General features: G+C 66.1%; 18 protein-coding genes. 10 read left to right on the forward strand and 8 right to left on the reverse strand.

The window, feature by feature from the left end; all coding sequences use genetic code 11:
* Positions 1-3: 3 nt before the first annotated feature.
* Positions 4-1,257: a TonB-dependent receptor gene (locus tag LRS03_RS02525; RefSeq protein ID WP_257823717.1), complete on the reverse strand. Its 1,254-nt coding sequence runs from the start codon at positions 1,255-1,257 to the stop codon at positions 4-6.
* An 81-nt stretch (positions 1,258-1,338) separates the two neighbouring features.
* Entirely contained in the window at positions 1,339-1,662 is a 324-nt protein-coding gene (locus LRS03_RS02530; RefSeq protein WP_257823718.1) for a hypothetical protein, read from the reverse strand.
* A 104-nt stretch (positions 1,663-1,766) separates the two neighbouring features.
* On the opposite strand from LRS03_RS02530, the gene LRS03_RS02535 reads away from it, so the two are divergent.
* The 3 genes from LRS03_RS02535 to LRS03_RS02545 all read left to right on the forward strand — a co-directional run bounded on the left by LRS03_RS02535 (position 1,767) and on the right by LRS03_RS02545 (position 6,075).
* Complete coding sequence (locus LRS03_RS02535; RefSeq protein ID WP_257823719.1) at positions 1,767-3,287, forward strand: tannase/feruloyl esterase family alpha/beta hydrolase; 1,521 nt, start codon at positions 1,767-1,769, stop codon at positions 3,285-3,287.
* Between the two features lie 14 nt (positions 3,288-3,301).
* Positions 3,302-3,838, forward strand: coding sequence for a peptide deformylase (gene def / locus LRS03_RS02540; protein WP_257823720.1), 537 nt, complete (start codon positions 3,302-3,304; stop codon positions 3,836-3,838).
* A gap of 119 nt (positions 3,839-3,957) precedes the next feature.
* Positions 3,958-6,075 carry a DUF6600 domain-containing protein gene (locus LRS03_RS02545; RefSeq protein ID WP_257823721.1) on the forward strand — a complete coding sequence of 706 codons (2,118 nt, stop codon included), beginning with the start codon at positions 3,958-3,960 and terminating at the stop codon, positions 6,073-6,075.
* A gap of 30 nt (positions 6,076-6,105) precedes the next feature.
* On the opposite strand, the gene LRS03_RS02550 is transcribed toward LRS03_RS02545, so the two are convergent.
* Positions 6,106-6,747, reverse strand: a complete 642-nt coding sequence (locus LRS03_RS02550; protein WP_374685086.1) for an arylesterase — start codon at positions 6,745-6,747, stop codon at positions 6,106-6,108.
* Positions 6,748-6,766: 19 nt separating this feature from the next.
* On the opposite strand from LRS03_RS02550, the gene LRS03_RS02555 reads away from it, so the two are divergent.
* Positions 6,767-7,441 (forward strand): ABC transporter ATP-binding protein, encoded by a 675-nt coding sequence (locus LRS03_RS02555; RefSeq protein WP_257823722.1) that lies wholly within the window; start codon positions 6,767-6,769, stop codon positions 7,439-7,441.
* 48 nt (positions 7,442-7,489) lie between these two features.
* Here the strand turns inward: LRS03_RS02555 and LRS03_RS02560 are convergent, their stop codons facing one another.
* From LRS03_RS02560 to LRS03_RS02580, 5 genes are all read right to left on the reverse strand, one after another.
* Complete coding sequence (locus tag LRS03_RS02560; RefSeq protein ID WP_257823723.1) at positions 7,490-8,305, reverse strand: peptidylprolyl isomerase; 816 nt, start codon at positions 8,303-8,305, stop codon at positions 7,490-7,492.
* 93 nt (positions 8,306-8,398) lie between these two features.
* Positions 8,399-8,665 (reverse strand): BolA family protein, encoded by a 267-nt coding sequence (locus LRS03_RS02565; protein ID WP_257823724.1) that lies wholly within the window; start codon positions 8,663-8,665, stop codon positions 8,399-8,401.
* Between the two features lie 13 nt (positions 8,666-8,678).
* Positions 8,679-9,329 (reverse strand): septation protein A, encoded by a 651-nt coding sequence (locus LRS03_RS02570; protein ID WP_257823725.1) that lies wholly within the window; start codon positions 9,327-9,329, stop codon positions 8,679-8,681.
* Between the two features lie 30 nt (positions 9,330-9,359).
* On the reverse strand, positions 9,360-9,761 hold the full coding sequence (msrB, locus tag LRS03_RS02575) for a peptide-methionine (R)-S-oxide reductase MsrB (protein WP_257823726.1): 402 nt from the start codon (positions 9,759-9,761) through the stop codon (positions 9,360-9,362).
* Positions 9,758-11,245 carry a protein adenylyltransferase SelO gene (locus LRS03_RS02580; RefSeq protein ID WP_257823727.1) on the reverse strand — a complete coding sequence of 496 codons (1,488 nt, stop codon included), beginning with the start codon at positions 11,243-11,245 and terminating at the stop codon, positions 9,758-9,760. The genes msrB and LRS03_RS02580 overlap by 4 nt, the downstream gene beginning before the upstream one ends.
* A gap of 117 nt (positions 11,246-11,362) precedes the next feature.
* Here LRS03_RS02580 and LRS03_RS02585 point away from each other — a divergent pair, with 117 nt between their 5' ends.
* From LRS03_RS02585 to LRS03_RS02610, 6 genes are all read left to right on the forward strand, one after another.
* Positions 11,363-13,006, forward strand: coding sequence for a 3-(methylthio)propionyl-CoA ligase (locus LRS03_RS02585; protein ID WP_257823728.1), 1,644 nt, complete (start codon positions 11,363-11,365; stop codon positions 13,004-13,006).
* Positions 13,007-13,134: 128 nt separating this feature from the next.
* Positions 13,135-14,382, forward strand: a complete 1,248-nt coding sequence (locus LRS03_RS02590; protein ID WP_257823729.1) for a branched-chain amino acid ABC transporter substrate-binding protein — start codon at positions 13,135-13,137, stop codon at positions 14,380-14,382.
* Positions 14,383-14,710: 328 nt separating this feature from the next.
* Complete coding sequence (locus LRS03_RS02595) at positions 14,711-15,658, forward strand: branched-chain amino acid ABC transporter permease (protein ID WP_257823730.1); 948 nt, start codon at positions 14,711-14,713, stop codon at positions 15,656-15,658.
* Position 15,659: 1 nt separating this feature from the next.
* The gene (locus LRS03_RS02600; RefSeq protein WP_257823731.1) at positions 15,660-16,955 is read left to right on the forward strand and encodes a branched-chain amino acid ABC transporter permease; all 1,296 of its coding nucleotides are present in this window, start codon (positions 15,660-15,662) and stop codon (positions 16,953-16,955) included.
* Positions 16,952-17,752 (forward strand): ABC transporter ATP-binding protein, encoded by an 801-nt coding sequence (locus LRS03_RS02605; protein WP_257823732.1) that lies wholly within the window; start codon positions 16,952-16,954, stop codon positions 17,750-17,752. The genes LRS03_RS02600 and LRS03_RS02605 overlap by 4 nt, the downstream gene beginning before the upstream one ends.
* A gap of 8 nt (positions 17,753-17,760) precedes the next feature.
* Complete coding sequence (locus tag LRS03_RS02610; protein ID WP_257829373.1) at positions 17,761-18,456, forward strand: ABC transporter ATP-binding protein; 696 nt, start codon at positions 17,761-17,763, stop codon at positions 18,454-18,456.
* The last annotated feature ends 123 nt before the right edge of the window (positions 18,457-18,579 follow it).

Genomic DNA, 18,579 nt, shown 5'->3' on the forward strand with positions numbered 1-18,579 from the left:
CCCTTAGAACGAATGCGCACCGTGGGCCCCGAGGCTCATGATGTACTGCAGGAAGATCTGGCGATCCGTACCGTCACCCCGGCTGCGGTCGGCGGCGAACTGCAGCCTCACGCGGCTGAACTCGGTCGGCGCGTAGTCGAGCATCACGGTGCTGCGCTCGGGCTTGGCCTTGGCGAGCGCAGGGAAGTCGGCCGCGGTGAGGGTGCCGTTGTCGACGAGGCCGATGCGTGCAGTGCCCGCGTCAAGCCGGTCATATCGCGTGCCCACGCGCCAGCGCGGCATGAACTGGTAGACCGCCTGCGCATACCAGCCGCTTTGCGTGTTGCGGTAGCTGTCGCTCAAGGGGCCGCCGGCCTGCGAGGTGGTGTCGAAGTCGAGCATGCCTTTTTCGGTGCGGCGGAAGTATTCGCCCTGCAGCTTCAGGTTGCGGCCGGTGGCGTTGCCTTGCGGGGCCCACTTGTAGACCGCATCGAGCACCCAGGTCGTGCTGCGGCCGGTGAAGCTGTTGGTGACTGCGGTGCCCAGGCTGTCGCTGTCGTCGAAGCTGCGTTCGGTGGCGCGGTGGCGCAGCCACGACACGCCGGCGCGCCAGCTCGAGCTGGCGCCCAGGTCGTCGCCCACGTGGGCCGTGAGCGCCACCACGCCGGCGCCGTTGCGCGAAGTGTCGCTGCCGGGGAATGTGCGGCCGGCGCCGACTTCGGCACCGAGTGCGATGAAGCGGTCGGTTGGCGCGAGCCAGCGCAACTGCAGGCCATCGTTCTTCAACGCACCGCCGAAGAAGGCCTGGTAGGCGAGCGGTGCGTCACTGAAGTCCCAGGTGTGGGCGTGCAGCCCGTTCAGGTAGCCGATGGCCGATAGGAAACGGCCGCCCTTGAGCGTGGCGCCGTTGAAGAGGCCGGTGCGCTCGAACCAGGCTTCTTCCACCTCGACCTCGTTCTCTGGCGTCACGGCGGCGGTGAAGCGACCGTTGAAGGTGGGGTCGATGGCGGCGCTGAGGGTCAGCTCCGATTCGCCGAGCTGGAAGCTGCGTCCGCCCGGGCCAATCTCGCCGCCGCTCGGGATGAAGCCCTGGAAGCGGTAGGTCTCAGGGTCGCGCGAGAGGTGGGCGTAGGTGCCGTTGAGGATGAGCGAGATCGCCGGGTTGAAGGCGGAGGCGGGCGTCGGCGTCGGCGCAGGCGTGGTTTGCTGGGCGGCCACGAACGAAGGAACGGACACGGCCAGGCAGGCGCCTGCGACCGCGGTGCGGAAAGCGAACATGAAATGGATCCTGTGTCTGAATGGGAAAGGCTCCGCCCTCGGCGGGCGGCCTGGGGCTTGCGGTGCAAGCCGGAGTTCAGTTCACAGGAACGTGGGCGGTGCGCGGGCCTGGAAGTGCGCCGGCGCGCGGTTGGCGATCGACGTGACGGTGGCGGCGACGGGCACGACAGGCCCGGCGACCATCACCGACCACCCCTGCTGGGTGGCGACGGCATGGCCCAGATGGGCCAGGGTCAGGCAGATCTCGCAAACCTTGTCGGGCGCCTGCTGGCGCTCGTGTTCGGCGGACTGGCGAGCGCCCGCCGAGGCATGGTGTGAGAGCGCGTGCAAATACGAGAGCTGCGGCGCCGCCACCAGGGCCAGCGCCAGCCAGAAGACTCGCCATGAACGAAGAAAAGCTCTCACCGTACAGCCGGTTGCAAAGCCGGCGGGCGCCGGCAGGGGCCGAAAGCTAACACAGCCGCAGAATGTCGCAAAGCCGTGCGGCCCAACAGCCAGGGAAGGACGCCATGAAGATGAAGCACACCCGCCACCCCGCCATGCGCATCGTCGCGCCCACGTTGCTCACGATCGGCCTTGCCGCGTGCGGCGGCGGCGAGACTTCGGCTGCCCCCAACACCAACCCCTGCACCAGCCTCGCCGGGCAGACCATCGCCGGCGCCACCATCCAGCGCGCCACCACGGTGGCCGCAAGCGGCGGCATTGGCGAATACTGCCGCGTCGAAGGCTCGGTGCGGCCGGGCTTCAACTTCGAAGTGCACCTGCCCACGCAGTGGAACAACAAGCTGGTGCAGAACGGCGGCGGCGGCTGGGACGGCGTGCTGCAGCTCGTGCCCCAGCCCTCGATCTCGTCGTATGTGCGGGTGGCGTCGAATGGCGGCCACGTGGGCGACCCGCTCGATGCTTCGTGGGCGCTCAACAACACGCAGGCAAAAAACGACTTCGGCTACCTCTCGGCGCACACCACGCTCGGCGTGGCGAAAGAGCTGGTGCGCCGGCGCTACGGCCGCGACGCACAGCGTCACTATTTCCAGGGCTGCTCGAACGGTGGGCGCGAAGCGCTGATCGCCGCCAGCCGCTATCCGGGCGACTACGACGGCATCCTCGCGATCATGCCGGCGGTGAGCTTCACCGAGCTGTTCCAGGCGTTCATCCGCAACGCGCAGGCCTACAGCGCGCCGGGGGCCGCCATCAACGCGGCGAAGGCCCGCACCATCGCCAACGCCGTGGTCGCACGCTGCGATGCCAACGACGGCCTGCAAGACGGCATCGTCGGCCAGCCCTGGGCCTGCAACTTTGACCCGGGCTCTTTGCAATGCACCGGCGCCGACAACGACAGCTGCCTCACCGCACCGCAGGTGGCGACGGCCCGCACGATCTATTCGGAATACCGCTCGCCCGGCGGCACGCTCATCTACCCCGGCTGGAGCCCCGGCGGCGAAGACATCGGCTGGCCCACCTGGATCGGCAACCCGCCCACCCGGCCGCTCGGTGACCAATTCACCTTCGCCGACGGCCTGGTGCGCTACTGGCTCACCAGCAACCCGGGCTACAACACGCTCGCGAACTTCTCGCCCGCGAACTTCCAGCCGCAGATCGCTGCGGCGGCGGCCACGCTCGATGCCTCGCCCAACCTCACCACCTTCTTCGCGCAGGGCCGCAAACTCGTGCTGGCGCACGGCACGCATGACTGGGCCATCAGCTACAAGAGTTCGGTGAAGTACTTCGTGGAGGCGGGCGTCATGTCGGGCGGCGACGCCGTGCGCGACGCGAACATGGAGCTTTTCCTCCTGCCGGGCGTGCAGCACTGCGGTGGCGGGGTGGGGGCGTTCTACCTCGACTACTTCGACGCCACCGTGCAGTGGGTCGAGACCGGCGCGCGACCATCGTCGCGCAACCTGTCCGTCTTCGCGTTGAACACCAGCGGGCAGATCAGCATGACCCGGCCGCTGTGCCGTTTTCCGACCTTCGCGCGCTACATCGGGGGCAACCCGCTGGTGGCCTCAAGCTTCGTGTGTTCTCCGACCTGAACCAGAATCGGGGCATGGCCATACGAGACATCCTGAAGATGGGCGACCCGCGGCTCCTGCGCGTCGCCAAGCCGGTGCAGAAGTTCAACACGCCCGAGCTGCATGCACTCATCGCCGACATGTTCGACACCATGCACGCCGCCAATGGCGCCGGGCTGGCCGCGCCGCAGATCGGCGTGGACCTGGCGCTCGTGATCTTCGGCTTCAAGAAGAACGACCGTTACCCCGACGCGCCGCCCGTGCCCGAGACGGTGCTGCTCAACCCGCAGATCACGCCCTTGTCCGACGACGAGGAAGAGGGCTGGGAGGGCTGCCTCTCGGTGCCCGGCCTGCGTGGCGTGGTGCCGCGATTCGCGCGCATCCGCTACACCGGCTTCGGCCCGCGCGGCGAGCGCATCGACCGCGAGGCCGAAGGCTTCCACGCGCGTGTCGTGCAGCACGAGTGCGACCACCTCATCGGTAAGCTTTACCCGATGCGGGTGCGCGATTTCAGCCGCTTCGGGTTCACGAGCGTGCTGTTTCCCGAGCTGGACCCGGCCGACGACGATTGATCGGGCGCTGCGGGCGCTTGTCGATTGCGAAGAAACGTTTCTGTGGTCAGCGCGGCCCGCTTCCGGTGCGTTGAACCGGAACCGCGGCTGTTGACAGCGCTCGAATGCGAGACATGCCCATGAAACCGACTCCCCTTGCGTCTCCTCGCCACACGCTGGCGTGGCCCCATTGGCTCGCCGTCTGGTTCGGCCTGGCACTGCTGAGCCTGCTGGCCTTGCCCATCCGGGCAGCCGAAGCCGACCCACCCGGCCGCGCCGGCCGGATCGCCGAAACCAAAGGCCAGGTGTGGATCTACGCCACCGACAGCAACGAATGGATCGACGCCGTGCGCAACCGGCCGGTGACCACGGGCGATCGGCTGTCGACCGAAGCCGATGGCCGCGCCGAAGTGCGCATCGGCTCGACGGTGCTGCACGTCGGGCCCAACACCGAGGTGGAAGTGCAGCGTCTTGACGACGACAGCGTGAGCCTGCACCTGCACAGCGGCAGCGTCGCCGCTCGGCTGCGCACCCGAGAGGCGGCCGATGAATTCAGCCTGAGCACGAACGAAGGGCGCTTCGTCACCGAACGCTCGGGCCAGTACCGCTTCGACCGCAGCGACGACAACAGCAGCGTTACCGTGACCAGCGGGCAGGCCCGCTATGAAGCCGATGGCACGGCGCTGGCAGTGCAGCAGGGCCAGCGCGTGGAGTTCTGGAAAGAGCGCGGCGTGCCGCAGTACTCGATCACCGACCCCCGGCGAGACGACTTCTCGAACTGGGTCGCGGCCGAGAACTCGCGCGACGAGCGCAGCGTGTCGGCCCGCTACGTGTCACCCGAGATGACCGGTGTGGAAGACCTCGACCGCTACGGCCGCTGGGAGCCGCAGACCGAATACGGCGCGATCTGGATCCCGCGCACGGTGGTCGCCGGCTGGGCGCCTTATCGCATGGGCCACTGGGCATGGATCAGCCCCTGGGGCTGGACCTGGGTCGATGATGCGCCCTGGGGTTTTGCGCCGTTCCACTATGGCCGCTGGGTCTGGTATCGCAACGCGTGGTGCTGGGCACCAGGCCGTTATGTGGCCAGGCCCGTGTACGCGCCGGCGCTCGTGGCCTGGGTCGGACGGCCGGGGGTCAACGTGACGGTGCGCGTGGGCGGAGCGCCCACGGTGGGCTGGTTCCCGCTCGGGCCGCGCGAGGTCTTCGTGCCGGGCTATCGGGTGAGTCCGCGTTATGTGCAGAACGTGAACGTGACCCACGTGACGAACGTGACCAACGTGACGACCATCATCAACAACCCCGGCCAGGTGGTGGCCAACACACGCTACGTACACCGCGACATGCAGCGCGCTGTGACGGTCGTTCCCGCGCAGGTGGTGGAGCGTCGCCAGCCCGTGGGCCGGGCCTTCAGGCCGGTCGACGAGCGCACCTGGCGTGAGATGCGCAACGAGCGGCCGCGGGCCGATGCGCCGGTGGTGGCGCCGCCGAGGTTCGAGGCCGGCTCGCCGCGCCAGGTGGTGGACCCGCGTGTCTCGCGTCCGGGGGCGCCGAGGCCGGGTCCTGGCCGCGACGCGGAAGCGGGCGGCCCGCGGGCGCCGGCGGTGATCAGCTCGCCGCGTGCGCCGGAGCGTGATGCGCGGGGGCCGGATCGCGAGGGTCGGGAGGGTCGTGAAGGCCGAGAGGGTCGGGTCGGGCGCGATGACCGCGACGAACGCAACGGTCGTGACGTGGGCCGTGGTGGCCGCGATGCGCCGCCGATGGTGCGGCCGGCCCCGACACCGGCACAGCCGACGCAACCCGGCTTCATCGGACGCCCCGGCACCGATGCGCCGGAGCGGCGCGCGGAGCGCGAAGCGCCACCGCGGATGGCGCCGCCGCCGCAGATGCAGCCCGCGCCAGGGCGTCCGCAGCAGCCTGGGTTCTCGTTGCCACCTCAGCGTGATGTGGAGCGTGTGGCACCGCCACGTGATGATCGCCCGCCGCGCGACGACCGCCCGCCACGCGAGGAGCGCCCGCCACGCGAGGAGCGCCGCCGCCAGGAACCGCCGCCGCAGTTCAGCGTGCCACCGCCGCAGCAACCACCGGTGATGCGTCAGGCGCCGCTGCCGCAAACGGCACCGCCGCCAGTGGTGCGGCCGCCGGTGGTGCAACAGCCACCGCAGCGCGATGCCCACATCCCGCGTGTGCGCGAGGAACGTGAGCGGCCAGACCGCGGAGGCGGCGAACGGCCCGAGCGCGGCGAGCGCAGCCGTTGACCTGAAGTTGGGCTGGGGAGGGGCCGCGGCTCAGCGCAGCATCGGCTTCAGCCCCGCCCACACGTTGGCGAGCATCGTCGGGTGGGCCTTGGCGTTCGGGTGGATGCGGTCGGCCTGGAACAAGGTTTCGGCATTCGGCACGTCGGCCACGCCCTTCAGCAGGAAGGGCACGAGCGCGGTGTTCTCGGCCTTGGAGACGGTGCCGAAGAGGGCCGCGAAATCGTCGCTGTAGCGCCGGCCGTAGTTGGGCGGCACCTGCATGCCCACCAGCAGCACCTTGGCGCCGGCGGCCTTGGCGGCGCGTGCCATCGCGAGCAGGTTGTCCTGGGTCATGGAAAGCGGCAGTCCGCGCAGCGCGTCGTTGGCGCCGAGTTCGATCACCACCAGCGTGGGCCGATGCTGCTTGAGCAGCGCCGGCAGACGCGAGCGTCCGCCGGAGGTGGTGTCGCCGCTGATGCTGGCGTTGACGACGGTGGCGCTCTGCTTGTCTTGCGCGAGCTGCTTCTCCAGCAGCGCGACCCAGCCCTTGCCCCGCTCAAGTCCGTATTCGGCCGAGAGGCTGTCGCCCACCACGAGAATGGTGTGGCGGCTCGCGGCCCATGCGGGCAACCCGGCGCCAGCGCTCATCAGTGCAAGCGCGGTACAGTGGGCCAGCAGCGACCTGCGTCTCATCGAGTCCATCTTCCGATCCATGTCCGAATCCATCATTGCCGTCGAGCACGTCACCAAGCAAGTGCAGGACGTCAGCGGCCCGCTGACGATACTGCATGACATCGACTTCACGCTGGCGCCGCGGCAATCGGCCGCGATCGTCGGCGCGAGCGGCTCGGGCAAGAGCACGCTGCTGTCGATCGTCGCGGGCTTGGACACGCCGACGAGCGGAACGGTTCGCCTCGCCGGCACCGATTTGTTCGCACTCGATGAAGATGCCCGCGCCGCGGTGCGGGCTGCCAAGCTCGGCTTCGTCTTCCAGAGCTTCCAGCTGCTGGGCAACCTCACGGCGCTCGAGAACGTGATGCTGCCGCTGGAGCTGCAGGGGCGGGTTGACGCGCGGATGCAAGCCACGGAGATGCTGCACCGTGTGGGCCTGGGCGAGCGGCTCACGCACTACCCCAAGGTGCTCTCGGGCGGCGAGCAGCAGCGTGTGGCGCTCGCACGCGCCTTCGTCGTGAAGCCGGCCGTGCTGCTGGCCGACGAGCCCACCGGCAGCCTCGACTTCGCCACCGGCGAGCGGGTGATGGAGCTGATGTTCGAAACCAACCGCGAGGCCGGCACGACGCTCGTGCTCGTCACCCACGACCGCAGCATCGCCGCGCGCTGCGACCGGCAGCTCAGGATCGAAGCCGGCCGCCTCGCCACCGACTGAGAAACAAAAAGGCGCTCCGAGGAGCGCCTTCTGCCATGTGCCGCAGGCTCAGTTCTGCTGCGAGAACTTGTAGTCGGTCTTGGCCTTGGCCTTGATGTCGTCGCGGTACTTGGCGAGCTTCTGCTGGGCGAGGCCCTGCTGGATGCGCGGCTTGACTTCGTCGAGGCTCGGGAATGAGGCCTCGCGCGTGTCTTCCAGCTTGATGATGTGGAAGCCGTACTGCGTCTTCACCGGCGTCTCGGTCAACTCGCCCTTCTTGAGCTTGGTCAGCGCCTGGCCGAACTCGGGCACGTAGGAGTTGGGGTTGGCCCAGTCGAGGTCGCCGCCGTTGGAGCCGGAGCCCTGGTCCTTCGAGTGCTTCTTGGCGAGTTCGTCGAACTTGGCGCCGGCCTTGATCTCCTTGATCAGCGCCTTGGCCTCTTCTTCCTTCTCGACCAGGATGTGGCGGGCGTGGTACTCGGTGCCGCCGGCCTGGGCCTTGTGCTTCTCGTACTCGGCCTTGACCTCGGCGTCGGTGACCGGGTTCTTCTTGCTGTAGTCGTTGAACAGCTCGCGGATCATGATGCTCTGGCGGGCCAGTTCCATCTGCGCCTTGTAGTCGGCCGTGCGGGCGAGGCCGAGCTTCTCGGCTTCCTGCATGAACATCTCGCGCAGCACGATCTCGTCCTTGACCTGGGCTTCGAGTTCAGGCGTCTTGGGCTGGCCGCCGCGGGTGGCCTGCTGCAGCAGCACGTCGGCGCGCGACTTGGGCACCGGCTTGCCGTTGACGATGGCGATGTTCTGGGCCTGCGCGGCCAGCGGGCTCAGCAGCGCGGCGGACAGGGCCAGCAGCGAGGCGCGGCCGGCAAGGGACAGCTTCTTCATGGGCGGAATGCCTTTCAACGGAGGAATGGAGACAAGGGAGGTGTGTCGTCGTGCGCGAGCGCGGTCGGCGTCTCTCGGGATCGCCTGTCGTTGTCAACCTTCACCCGGTGCGCGGGCGTCGATCGCCAGGGCGTGAATGCCGCGTGGCATCAAAAAGTGGAGGGCATCATATACGAGGCGATGACGCTTCAAACGGGGCGTGCCGGCGAAGCGGCTGCTGACGATGCGCACGCTGAAGTGACGGCCTTCGCGTGCGCCCGCATGGCCGGCATGCAGGTGGCTGTCGTCGGTGATGGAGAGTTCGTCGGGCTGCAATTGCTCGCGCAATGCAGCCTCGATTTCCGAGGCGGTGACGGGCATGTGGTGCGCGGTCTTACGGTTGCTTGTCGGCCGCCGGCGCCGACTCGGGCGCGTCTTTCAGGTAGCGGCTCAGGTAGACCACCTGCGCGACGGTGAAGGCGATCATCAACCCGTACACGCCGAAGACCTTGAAGGTGGCCCAGGTGGAGGTGCTGAAGCTGTAGGCCACGTAGAGGTTGAGCAGGCCCATCAGACCAAAGAACGCAACCCAGGCGAAGTTGAGGCGCTGCCACACCGTGGGGGGCAGGCTCAATTCGCCGCCGATCATCGACTGCAGCAGGTTCTTCTTGAAGATCGCCTGGCTCACCCAGAGCGCGAGCCCCATGCCCCAGAAGGCGGCGCTCGGCTTCCACTTGATGAACGTGGCGTTGTGGAACCAGACCGTCGCGCCGCCCAGCACCACCACCAGGGCGAGCGTGATCCAGAGCATGAGGTCGATCTTGCGGCCCCGGAGCTTGAGCACCGCGACCTGCACCAGCGTGGCGGCGATCACCACCAACGTGGCGAGCAGGACAGGCGCTTCTTCGACGCCGACCACACCGCCCGACACGAGAAAGCCCAGGTGATCGCTGGCGAAGGCCGCGGCCCATTCCTTGTGCGCCTCGGCGAATTTGAAGGTGCCGAAGAAGAGCAGCAGCGGGAGGAAATCGAGAAGAAGCTTCATCGGGGCGTCGGCACGTGGGCGCCGCGTCGTTCAGGTCGAGGGCTTGAAGTCTATCGCCGCCGAATTGATGCAGTAGCGGTCACCGGTGGGAGCAGGGCCGTCTTCGAAGACGTGGCCGAGGTGCGAGCCGCAGTTGTTGCAGCGCACCTCGACGCGCACCATGCCGTGGCTCTTGTCGACCACGCGTTCGATGACCTCGCTGTTGATCGGCTCCCAGTAGCTCGGCCAGCCGCAGCCGGCGTCGAACTTGGTGTCTGACTTGAACAGCGGCGTGCCGCAACCGACGCAGTTGTACTGGCCACGCTCGAAGTGGTCCCAGTACTTGCCGGTGAAGGCGCGTTCGGTGGCGGCGTGGCGTGCCACTTCGTATTGCATCGGGTCGAGCTGGGCCCGCCACTCTGCATCTGACTTTTCAACTTTGTACTTGCTCATGATGAACACGACACCTCGATGGCTTGCGCCCATTCGGGCGGGAAATCGGCGTACGCCGAATGCTCGGGTTGTTCGTCGTAGGGATGTTCGAGAACTTTCAGCAATTTGTGTGTCTCGCTGAAGTCACCTTGCTGGGCGGCGCGGATGGCCACTTCGGCCAGGTGGTTGCGCAAGATGTATTTCGGGTTGGTGCGGTTCATGCGCGGCGCACGTTCGGCGTCGACGCTGCCTTCGGCGCGCAGCCGAGCGGCGTAGGCCTGCGCCCAGGCGTCGAAGGCGGGGCGGTCGAGGAACATGTCGCGCACCCGGTCGTTGGTCGCGCCTTCGGCTGAGTTGAAGTGCGCAAGCCGGCGGAAGGTGATGCTGAAGTCGGCACGGTCGGCGGCCATGCACTTGAGCAAACCGTCGATCAGCGCGGTGTCGTCTTCCTGCTCGGTGGCCAGGCCCAGCTTGGCGCGCATCTGGGTCTTGAGGGCCTGCGGGAAGACGGTCTTGTACGGCTCAAGTGCGGCGAGCGCCGCCTCGGGGTCGTCGATCAGCGGCATCAGGCCTTGCGCCAGGGCATGCAGGTTCCAGAAGCCGACGTTCGGTTGCCGCGCGTAGGCATAGCGGCCCTGGTGGTCGGAGTGGTTGCAGACGTGGCCGGGGTCGAAGGCATCGAGAAAACCGAAGGGCCCGTAGTCGATGGTGAGCCCGAGGATCGACATGTTGTCGGTGTTCATCACCCCGTGGCAGAAGCCGACGGCCTGCCACCAGGCCATCAACTCGGCTGTCTTGCGCGCCACCGCTTCAAGCAAGGCCGCATAGGGCTGCGCCAAAGTGGCGCACTCAGGGTAGTGGTTGGCGATGACGAAGTCGGCGAGCCGGCGCAGGGCTTCGGTGTCTTCGGCCGTGTGGGTGAAATGCTCGAAGTGCCCGAAACGGATGAAGCTCGGCGCCACGCGCGTGACCACCGCCGCGGTCTCGATGGTTTCGCGGCGCACGGGGAGCGCGGAGCCGGTGATGCACAGCGCGCGTGTGGTCGGCACGCCGAGCGCGGCCATCGCTTCGGAGCATAGGAATTCTCTGATCGACGAGCGCAGCACCGCGCGCCCATCGCCCATGCGCGAGTAGGGCGTGAGGCCGGCGCCCTTGAGCTGGATCTCCATCGGGCCGCTCGCCGTGTCGAGCTCGCCGAGCAGGTGTGCGCGGCCGTCGCCGAGCTGCCCCGCCCACACGCCGAACTGGTGGCCGCTGTAGACGCTGGCCAGAGGCGCCATGCCCGGCAGCGGTGCGTTGCCGCTCAGTGGCTGCAGCAGCTGCTCGCGTTCGTCCTGCAGGCCCAGCAGTTCGGCGCAACGATCGCTCCATGCGACCCAATGCGGATCGGGCAGGCCTTGCGGTTGCATGGGTGTGTAGAAACGCTCACCCAGCGTGGCAAAGCGATTCACCCAGCGGCGTTCAAGCACAAGCGACGCAGGTGCGCCATCGACAACTTCAACCATCACGGCAGTGTAGCGAGCGTGTCTCGCTGCGATTTCTCTAGGGGTAAACATGAGAAATCGCCATGAAGCGCCATTCCTATGATCCGTTGCATCGCAGCAATCTCGAAGGAAAACGACATGGCGCACCTGATGGGCCAGATGATGGAAATGCCGCTGATGATCTCGTCGCTCATCAAGCACGCGGCACGACACGCGGCCGACACCGAAATCGTCTCCAAGCGAACCGAAGGCGACATCCACCGCTACACCTACAAGGATTGCGAGCTGCGCGCCCGCAAGCTCGCGCAGGCCTTCGCGCGACTGGGGTGCGCACCCGGCGACCGCGTGGGCACGCTCGCATGGAATGGCTATCGCCACCTGGAGATCTATTACGGCGCGTCGGGCTCTGCGCTGGTGTGCCACACCATCAACCCGCGGCTCTTCCCCGAGCAGATCGTCTGGATCGCCGAAGACGCCCGCGACCGCATGCTGTGCTTCGACCTGACCTTCCTGCCGCTGGTGGAGAAGATCGCGCCGATGCTCAAGAGCGTGAAGCACTTCGTGCTGATGACCGACCGCGCGCACATGCCGGCGAGCACGGGACTGGCGGGCCTGCTGTGCTACGAAGAGCTGGTGGAGGCCGAAGACGGCAACTACGCATGGCCTGAATTCGACGAGAGCACCGCCTCGAGCATCTGCTACACCTCGGGCACGACCGGCAACCCGAAGGGCGCCGTGTACAGCCATCGCTCGACGCTGCTGCATGCCTATGCCAGCGCCTTGCCCGATGCGCTGGGCTGCTCGGCGGCCGACACCATCTTGCCGGTGGTGCCGATGTTCCACGTCAACGCATGGGGCCTGCCGTATTCCGCACCGCTGGTCGGCGCGAAGCTCGTGATGCCCGGCCCGCACCTCGATGGCAAGTCGCTGCATGAGCTCTTCGAGGCCGAGAAGGTGACCTTCAGTGCCGGCGTGCCGACGGTGTGGCTGGGCCTCATCAACCACGTGAAGCAGAACGACCTCAAGTTCAGCACCTTCAAGCGCACCGTCATTGGCGGTTCGGCCTGCCCGCCGTCGATGCTGCGCACCTTGCAAGACGAGTTCGGGGTCGAGGTGATCCACGCCTGGGGCATGACGGAGATGTCGCCGCTGGGCACGCTCGCCAAGCTCAAGGGCAAGCACGTCACGCTCGGGAAGGAGGCCAAGGAGCGCCTGCAGTTCACGCAGGGGCGCGTGGTCTACGGCGTCGACATGCTGATCCTCGACGACGAGAACAAGCCGCTGCCGTGGGACGGCAAGGCGTCAGGCAACCTCGTCGTGCGCGGCCCGTGGGTCATCGCGAGCTACTTCCAACGTGCGGAATCGCCGCTCGTGAAGGTCGACGGGCTCGAGTGGTTCCCAACCGGCGACGTGGCCACCATCGACGCCGACGGCTTCATGCAGATCACCGACCGCAGCAAGGACGTCATCAAGTCGGGCGGTGAATGGATCAGCTCCATCGACCTCGAAAACATCGCGATGGCCCACCCGGCGGTGCACGAGGCCGCGGCCATCGCCTGCCGGCATCCGAAGTGGGACGAGCGGCCGCTGCTGGTGGTGGTGAAGAAGCCTGGGGCCGAGGTCAGCCGCGAAGAACTGCTGGGCTTCTTTGAAGGGCGCATCGCCAAGTGGCAGATCCCTGACGACGTCGCATTCGTTAGCGAAATCCCTCATACGGCGACCGGCAAGATTCAGAAACTCAAGCTGAGAGAGTTGTTCAAAGACCATCGGCTCCCTGGTTGATTCATCAGTTCTGCAGAGCGGGAGACGCTCTGCACTCGCGTGCGATTCCGGGTATTCCTTGAAGCGTTCAGTGGGGCTATTCGGTTATGTTCATGGGGTTTTGTTTTTATGTGCACCAAGGAGAAGTCATGAAATTCGCTAAGAAGATGTTCGGCGTGTCGGTGGCTGCGGCCCTGGCGCTCAATGCGAGCGTCGCGTTTGCGCAAGCCGGGGAGACCGTCAAGCTGGCCTTCATCGATCCGCTGTCGGGTCCGATGGCCAACATCGGTACGAACATCTTGCACACCTTCCAGTACCTGGCCGAGCGTGAGAGTGGCAAGGCCAACCCGGCGGGTGTGAAGTTCGAGGTCGTGCCCTTCGACAACAAGGGTTCGGCTCAAGAAAGCCTGAGCGTGCTGAAGGCCGCCACCGACCAGGGCATCCGCTACATCGTGCAAGGCAACGGCTCGGCTCCGGCCATGGCCCTGATCGACGCGATCAACAAGCACAACGAGCGCAACCCCGGCAAGGAACTGGTCCTGCTGAACTACGCCGCGGTGGACCCTGATCTCACCAACAGCAAGTGCAGCTTCTGGCACTTCCGCTTCGACGCCGACACGTCGATGAAGATGGAAGCGATGACGACCTACATGAAGGACGACAAGAGCGTCAAGAAGGTCTACATCATCGGCCAGAACTATTCGCACGGCCACCAGGTCGCCAAGTTCGCCAAGGAAACGCTGGCTCGCAAGCGCCCCGACGTTCAGATCGTCGGTGAAGACCTGCACCCGATTGCCCAGGTGAAGGACTTCGCGCCGTACGTTGCCAAGATCAAGCAGTCGGGCGCCGACACCGTCATCACCGGCAACTGGGGCAACGACATGGCCCTGCTGTTCAAGGCCGCCAAGGACGCCGGCCTGACGGTCAACTGGTACACCTACTACGCCGGTGCCACCGGCTCGCCCACGGCGCTCGGTGACTACGGCCTGGGCAAGGTGCGCTATGTCTACGTGTCCTACCCGAACCTGCCGGGCGAGCCGATGGACATCATGAAAGGCTTCGAAGCCAAGTTCAAGGGCGAAGACTTCAGCACCGCGACCGCCATCTCGGTCTACAAGACCCTCGGCGCCGCAATGGCCAAGGCCAAGTCGACCGATCCTGTGAAGGTGGCGAAGGCGATGGAAGGCCTGTCGGTCAAGATCCACTCCGGCGAAGCGCAGATGCGCGCCAGCGACCACCAGCTGCAGCAGACGCTGTACCTGGCCACGTGGAACAAGGTCGACAAGAAGAACCCGGTGAACCGCGAGAACACCGGCAACACCTGGCACGCCGAGAAGGTGTTCGAGCCCTATGTGGCCAGCACCCCGACCACCTGCCAGATGAAGCGTCCGAGCTGATGGCGCACGAGCCTGCGCGGGGCTGACAAAGTCCACGCAGGCTGCGTCGCTGCCTTCTCTGAGAAGAGGCAAGTCTTCGCGGGCTTGCCTCTTTTTGTGCGTTGCAGCGGGATAGTCCCTAACGCGGCTCTCCGGAAAATCAACTACGGTGCGCAACTGCTTGCGCGGTGCGGCAGACGAGGTGCTTGCTGTCTCGGCGGCGACCGCGCGGCGTTGCGTCACGTAGTACGCTGCCGCGTTCGACTGCAGCACGTATGCCGGCTGCGCTTGCTCTTCTCGGGCCTGCGCTCACGAGCTTTCCACTCTCACTTTTGGACCTTAGGACGCGATGGAGTTCTTCACCATATCGCTACTGAACGGCATCAGCTATGGGCTGTTGCTGTTCATGCTGAGTTCAGGGCTGACCCTGATCTTCAGCATGATGGGCGTGCTCAATTTCGCCCATGCCAGCTTCTACATGCTGGGCGCCTACGCGGCTTTCTCCGTGTCGAAGTACCTGGGCTACTGGCCGGCGCTTTTCATCGCGCCGCTGATCGCCTTCGTGCTGGGTGCGGCGTTCGAGCGCTTCTGTCTGCGCCGCGTGCACAAGTTCGGCCACGTGCCAGAGCTGCTCATCACCTTCGGCCTCTCGTTCGTGATGCTCGAGCTGGTGCAACTCACCTGGGGCCGCCTGCCGGTGGACTACAAGGTGCCCGCAGCGCTCGACGGTCCGCTCTTCACGCTGTACGGCACGCAGTTCCCGATGTACCGCGGCTTCATGATGTTCGTCGCCTTCCTGATGCTGGTGTCGATCTGGCTGCTGCTCGCGAAGACGCGCATCGGCCTGATCATCCAGTCGGCGCTGACGCACCCGGAGATGTCGGAGTCGCTGGGCCACAACGTGCCGCGTGTGTTCATGCTGGTGTTCGGCGGTGGTGCTGCGCTGGCCGGCCTTGCGGGCGTGATCGGCGGCAACGCCTACGTCACCGAGCCCGGCATGGCGGCAGCGGTCGGCCCGATCATCTTCGTGGTGGTGGTGGTCGGCGGCATGGGTTCGCTCGCCGGTGCCTTTGCGGCGTCGCTCCTGATCGGCGTCCTCCAGACCTTCGCGGTGGCGATGGACCACTCGCTGCTGGGCGCGCTGCGCTCACTGAACGTGAACGTCACACCTTCCACCTTTGGCTATGCGCTGCTCGAATTGAAGATCTCGCAGGTGGCACCCATCCTTCCGTACGCGTTGCTGGTGCTCATGCTGATCTTCCGCCCGAGAGGCTTGATGGGCACGCGCGAGGGCTGACATGAGCAAGACACAGTATTTCCAATTTCAGCCCTTCAATATCGGCCGCCTCGTCATCTGGAGCGGGTTCGCGCTGCTGCTGCTCGTGGCACCGCTGATCTTCAAGAGCAGCCTTGCACTGACCGTGTTGTCCCAGATGGGCTACATGATCATCATCTGCCTCAGCTACAACCTGCTGTTGGGCCAGGGCGGCATGCTGAGCTTCGGCCACGCGGTGTACACCGGCCTCGGCGCCTTCTTCGCGATTCATGCGCTCAACCTGGCCAGCGGCGGCAAGCTGCCGATCCCGGTGAGCCTGATCCCCATCGTGGGCGGCGTGGCGGGTGCCGGCGTGGCCGCGATCCTCGGCTGGGTGACCACCAAGAAATCGGCCAACACCTTCGCGATGATCACGCTGGGTGTGGGCGAACTGGTGTTCGCGATGTCGCTGATGTTCTCGGGCTTCTTCGGTGGCGAGGGCGGCGTCAGCGCCAATCGCGTGATCGGGGAGCCGGTGTTCGGCATCACCTTCGGCCCGGCGATCCAGGTGTACTACCTGATCGCGGTGTATTGCTTCATCTGCACCGGCCTGATGTTCATGCTGACGCGCACGCCGCTTGGCCGCATGCTCAACGCCGTGCGTGACAACCCGGAACGTGTCGAGTTCGTCGGCTACAACACCCAGGTCGTGCGCTACATCGCGTTCATCATCGCCGGCTTCTTTGCCGGCATCGGTGGCGGCTTGACGGCGCTCAACTTCGAGATCGTGACGGCCGAAGCCGTGGGTGCTGCGCGCTCGGGTGGCTATCTGCTGTTCACCTTCCTCGGCGGGGCGTTGTTCTTCTTCGGCCCGATCATCGGCGCGGTGCTGGCGGTGCTGGCCTTCGTGCTGCTGTCCGAGCTGACGAAAGCCTGGCTGCTCTACCTGGGCCTGGTGTTCCTCGTGATGGTGATGTTCGCCCCCGGCGGCATCTCCAGCCTGATCATGATGAACCTGCGGGTGGCGCTGTTCAAGAAGTGGAATCGCCTCGCGCTGAGCTATGTCGGCCTGGTGCTCACCACCGCGGTCTGGCTGGTGGGCGCTGCCGCGCTGATCGAGATGGTCTATCACGTCCAGCTCGAAGCCGGCACCGGCGACACCATCAAGTTCCTGGGCCAGGTGCTCAACACCAAGGACATGACCAACTGGGTCGGCGCCGGCGTGCTGCTGGTGGTGGGTGGTGCGCTGTTCGAGATGGTGCGTCGCCGCTTCCATGCGAAGTGGGGCGCCATCCAGGAAGAAATCGAAAAAGAGATTCACCGCAGAGGTGCTGCATGAGCCAGGGCAACGTGGCAAACAACAAGGGCGGTTGGGCTCTCGAAGCCAACGACTGCCGCAAGAGCTTCGGCAAGACCGAGATCATCCGCGGCGCCTCGCTGAAGGTGAAAGAGGGCGAACGTGTGGCCATCATCGGCCCCAACGGGGCCGGCAAGTCGACGCTGTTCAACCTCATCAGCGGCCGCTTCGGACTCACCAGCGGCGAGATCAAGCTGCATGGCGAGCGCATCGACCGGCTGCGGCCGTTCGAGATCAGCCGCCGCGGGCTGGCGCGCAGCTTCCAGGTGTCCAACCTCTTCGGCCGGCTGTCGGTGTTCGAGAACATCCGTTGCGCCGTGCTGTGGTCGATGGGCTACCGCTACGTGTTCTGGAAGTTCCTCGCCAACCTGCACGACGCCAACGACCGCGCCGAACAGGTCATGCACATGATCAAGCTCGACGCCAAGCGCGACGTGGAGGCGATGAACCTCACCTACGCCGAGCAGCGTGCGCTCGAAGTCGGCATCACCATCGCCGGCGGCGCGAGCGTGATCCTGCTCGACGAGCCCACCGCCGGCATGAGCAAGAGCGAGACCTCGCGCTTCATCCAGCTCATCCGCGAGATCACCGTCGGCAAGACGCTGCTCACGGTGGAACACGACATGGGCGTGGTCTTCGGCCTGGCCGACAAGATCGCCGTGCTCGTGTACGGAGAAGTGATCGCCTTCGACACGCCCGACGCCGTGCGCGCCAATGCTCGCGTGCAAGAGGCTTATCTCGGCTCCGTCTTGGCCGAACAACAGGCGGCGGGGCACTGACCATGACGATGCTGCAACTCAAAGACCTGCACGCCTACTACGGCAAGAGCCATGTGCTGCATGGCGTGAACCTGAACATCAATCCCGGCGAGATCGTGGCCCTGCTGGGCCGCAACGGCTCGGGCCGCTCGACCACGGTCAAGACCATCATGGGCCTGGTCGATGGCCACGGGTCGGTCAAGTTCCGCGACCAGGAAATCCTCGGCAAGAAGGCGTTCCAGATCGCGCATGCCGGCATCGGCTACGTGCCCGAGAACCGCGACATCTTCCCCAAGCTCACCGTGCACCAGAACCTGATGCTCGGCGAGAAGGGCACGAGCAAGAAGCCCCGCTGGTCGTTCGACGACATGTACCAGATGTTCCCGCGGCTCAAGGAGCGCCAGCACACCGAGGCCGGTGTGCTCTCGGGCGGCGAGCAGCAGATGCTCACGCTGTGCCGCACGTTGATGGGTGACCCCGACCTCATCATGATCGACGAGCCGACCGAGGGCCTTGCGCCCAAGATCGTGGAGCTGGTGGCCGAGTACCTGAAGGAACTCAAGCGCCGTGGCATCTCGGTGCTGCTGGTCGAGCAGAAGCTCACCATCGCGCTCGAGATTTCGGAGCGCTGCTACGTGATGGGCCACGGCCAGGTGGTGTTCGAAGGAACCCCGACCGAGCTTCGTGCCAACGCGGGCATTCGCAAGGAGTGGCTGGAGGTCTAAGATCACCTGAAGCTTCCGCTAGCCACCCCGGCCGGCACTGCTTCGCACGACATTCCGGCTGGCCGGTTTGTCGCTGACGAGACAGGAGCCGGCCGTTCTGTTTTCTAGACTCGAACGATCGTT

It is taken from the genome of Rhizobacter sp. J219 (genome assembly GCF_024700055.1).
Taxonomy (GTDB): Bacteria; Pseudomonadota; Gammaproteobacteria; order Burkholderiales; family Burkholderiaceae_C; genus Rhizobacter.

Coding starts and splice junctions, on each gene's coding strand:
- LRS03_RS02525 (WP_257823717.1), bottom strand. CDS start 1,257: ATGTTCGCTTTCCGCACCGCGGTCGCAGGCGCCTGCCTGGCCGTGTCC.
- LRS03_RS02535 (WP_257823719.1), top strand. CDS start 1,767: ATGAAGATGAAGCACACCCGCCACCCCGCCATGCGCATCGTCGCGCCC.
- def (WP_257823720.1), top strand. CDS start 3,302: ATGGCCATACGAGACATCCTGAAGATGGGCGACCCGCGGCTCCTGCGC.
- LRS03_RS02545 (WP_257823721.1), top strand. CDS start 3,958: ATGAAACCGACTCCCCTTGCGTCTCCTCGCCACACGCTGGCGTGGCCC.
- LRS03_RS02550 (WP_374685086.1), bottom strand. CDS start 6,747: ATGAGACGCAGGTCGCTGCTGGCCCACTGTACCGCGCTTGCACTGATG.
- LRS03_RS02555 (WP_257823722.1), top strand. CDS start 6,767: ATGTCCGAATCCATCATTGCCGTCGAGCACGTCACCAAGCAAGTGCAG.
- LRS03_RS02560 (WP_257823723.1), bottom strand. CDS start 8,305: ATGAAGAAGCTGTCCCTTGCCGGCCGCGCCTCGCTGCTGGCCCTGTCC.
- LRS03_RS02565 (WP_257823724.1), bottom strand. CDS start 8,665: ATGCCCGTCACCGCCTCGGAAATCGAGGCTGCATTGCGCGAGCAATTG.
- LRS03_RS02570 (WP_257823725.1), bottom strand. CDS start 9,329: ATGAAGCTTCTTCTCGATTTCCTCCCGCTGCTGCTCTTCTTCGGCACC.
- msrB (WP_257823726.1), bottom strand. CDS start 9,761: ATGAGCAAGTACAAAGTTGAAAAGTCAGATGCAGAGTGGCGGGCCCAG.
- LRS03_RS02580 (WP_257823727.1), bottom strand. CDS start 11,245: ATGGTTGAAGTTGTCGATGGCGCACCTGCGTCGCTTGTGCTTGAACGC.
- LRS03_RS02585 (WP_257823728.1), top strand. CDS start 11,363: ATGGCGCACCTGATGGGCCAGATGATGGAAATGCCGCTGATGATCTCG.
- LRS03_RS02590 (WP_257823729.1), top strand. CDS start 13,135: ATGAAATTCGCTAAGAAGATGTTCGGCGTGTCGGTGGCTGCGGCCCTG.
- LRS03_RS02595 (WP_257823730.1), top strand. CDS start 14,711: ATGGAGTTCTTCACCATATCGCTACTGAACGGCATCAGCTATGGGCTG.
- LRS03_RS02600 (WP_257823731.1), top strand. CDS start 15,660: ATGAGCAAGACACAGTATTTCCAATTTCAGCCCTTCAATATCGGCCGC.
- LRS03_RS02605 (WP_257823732.1), top strand. CDS start 16,952: ATGAGCCAGGGCAACGTGGCAAACAACAAGGGCGGTTGGGCTCTCGAA.
- LRS03_RS02610 (WP_257829373.1), top strand. CDS start 17,761: ATGCTGCAACTCAAAGACCTGCACGCCTACTACGGCAAGAGCCATGTG.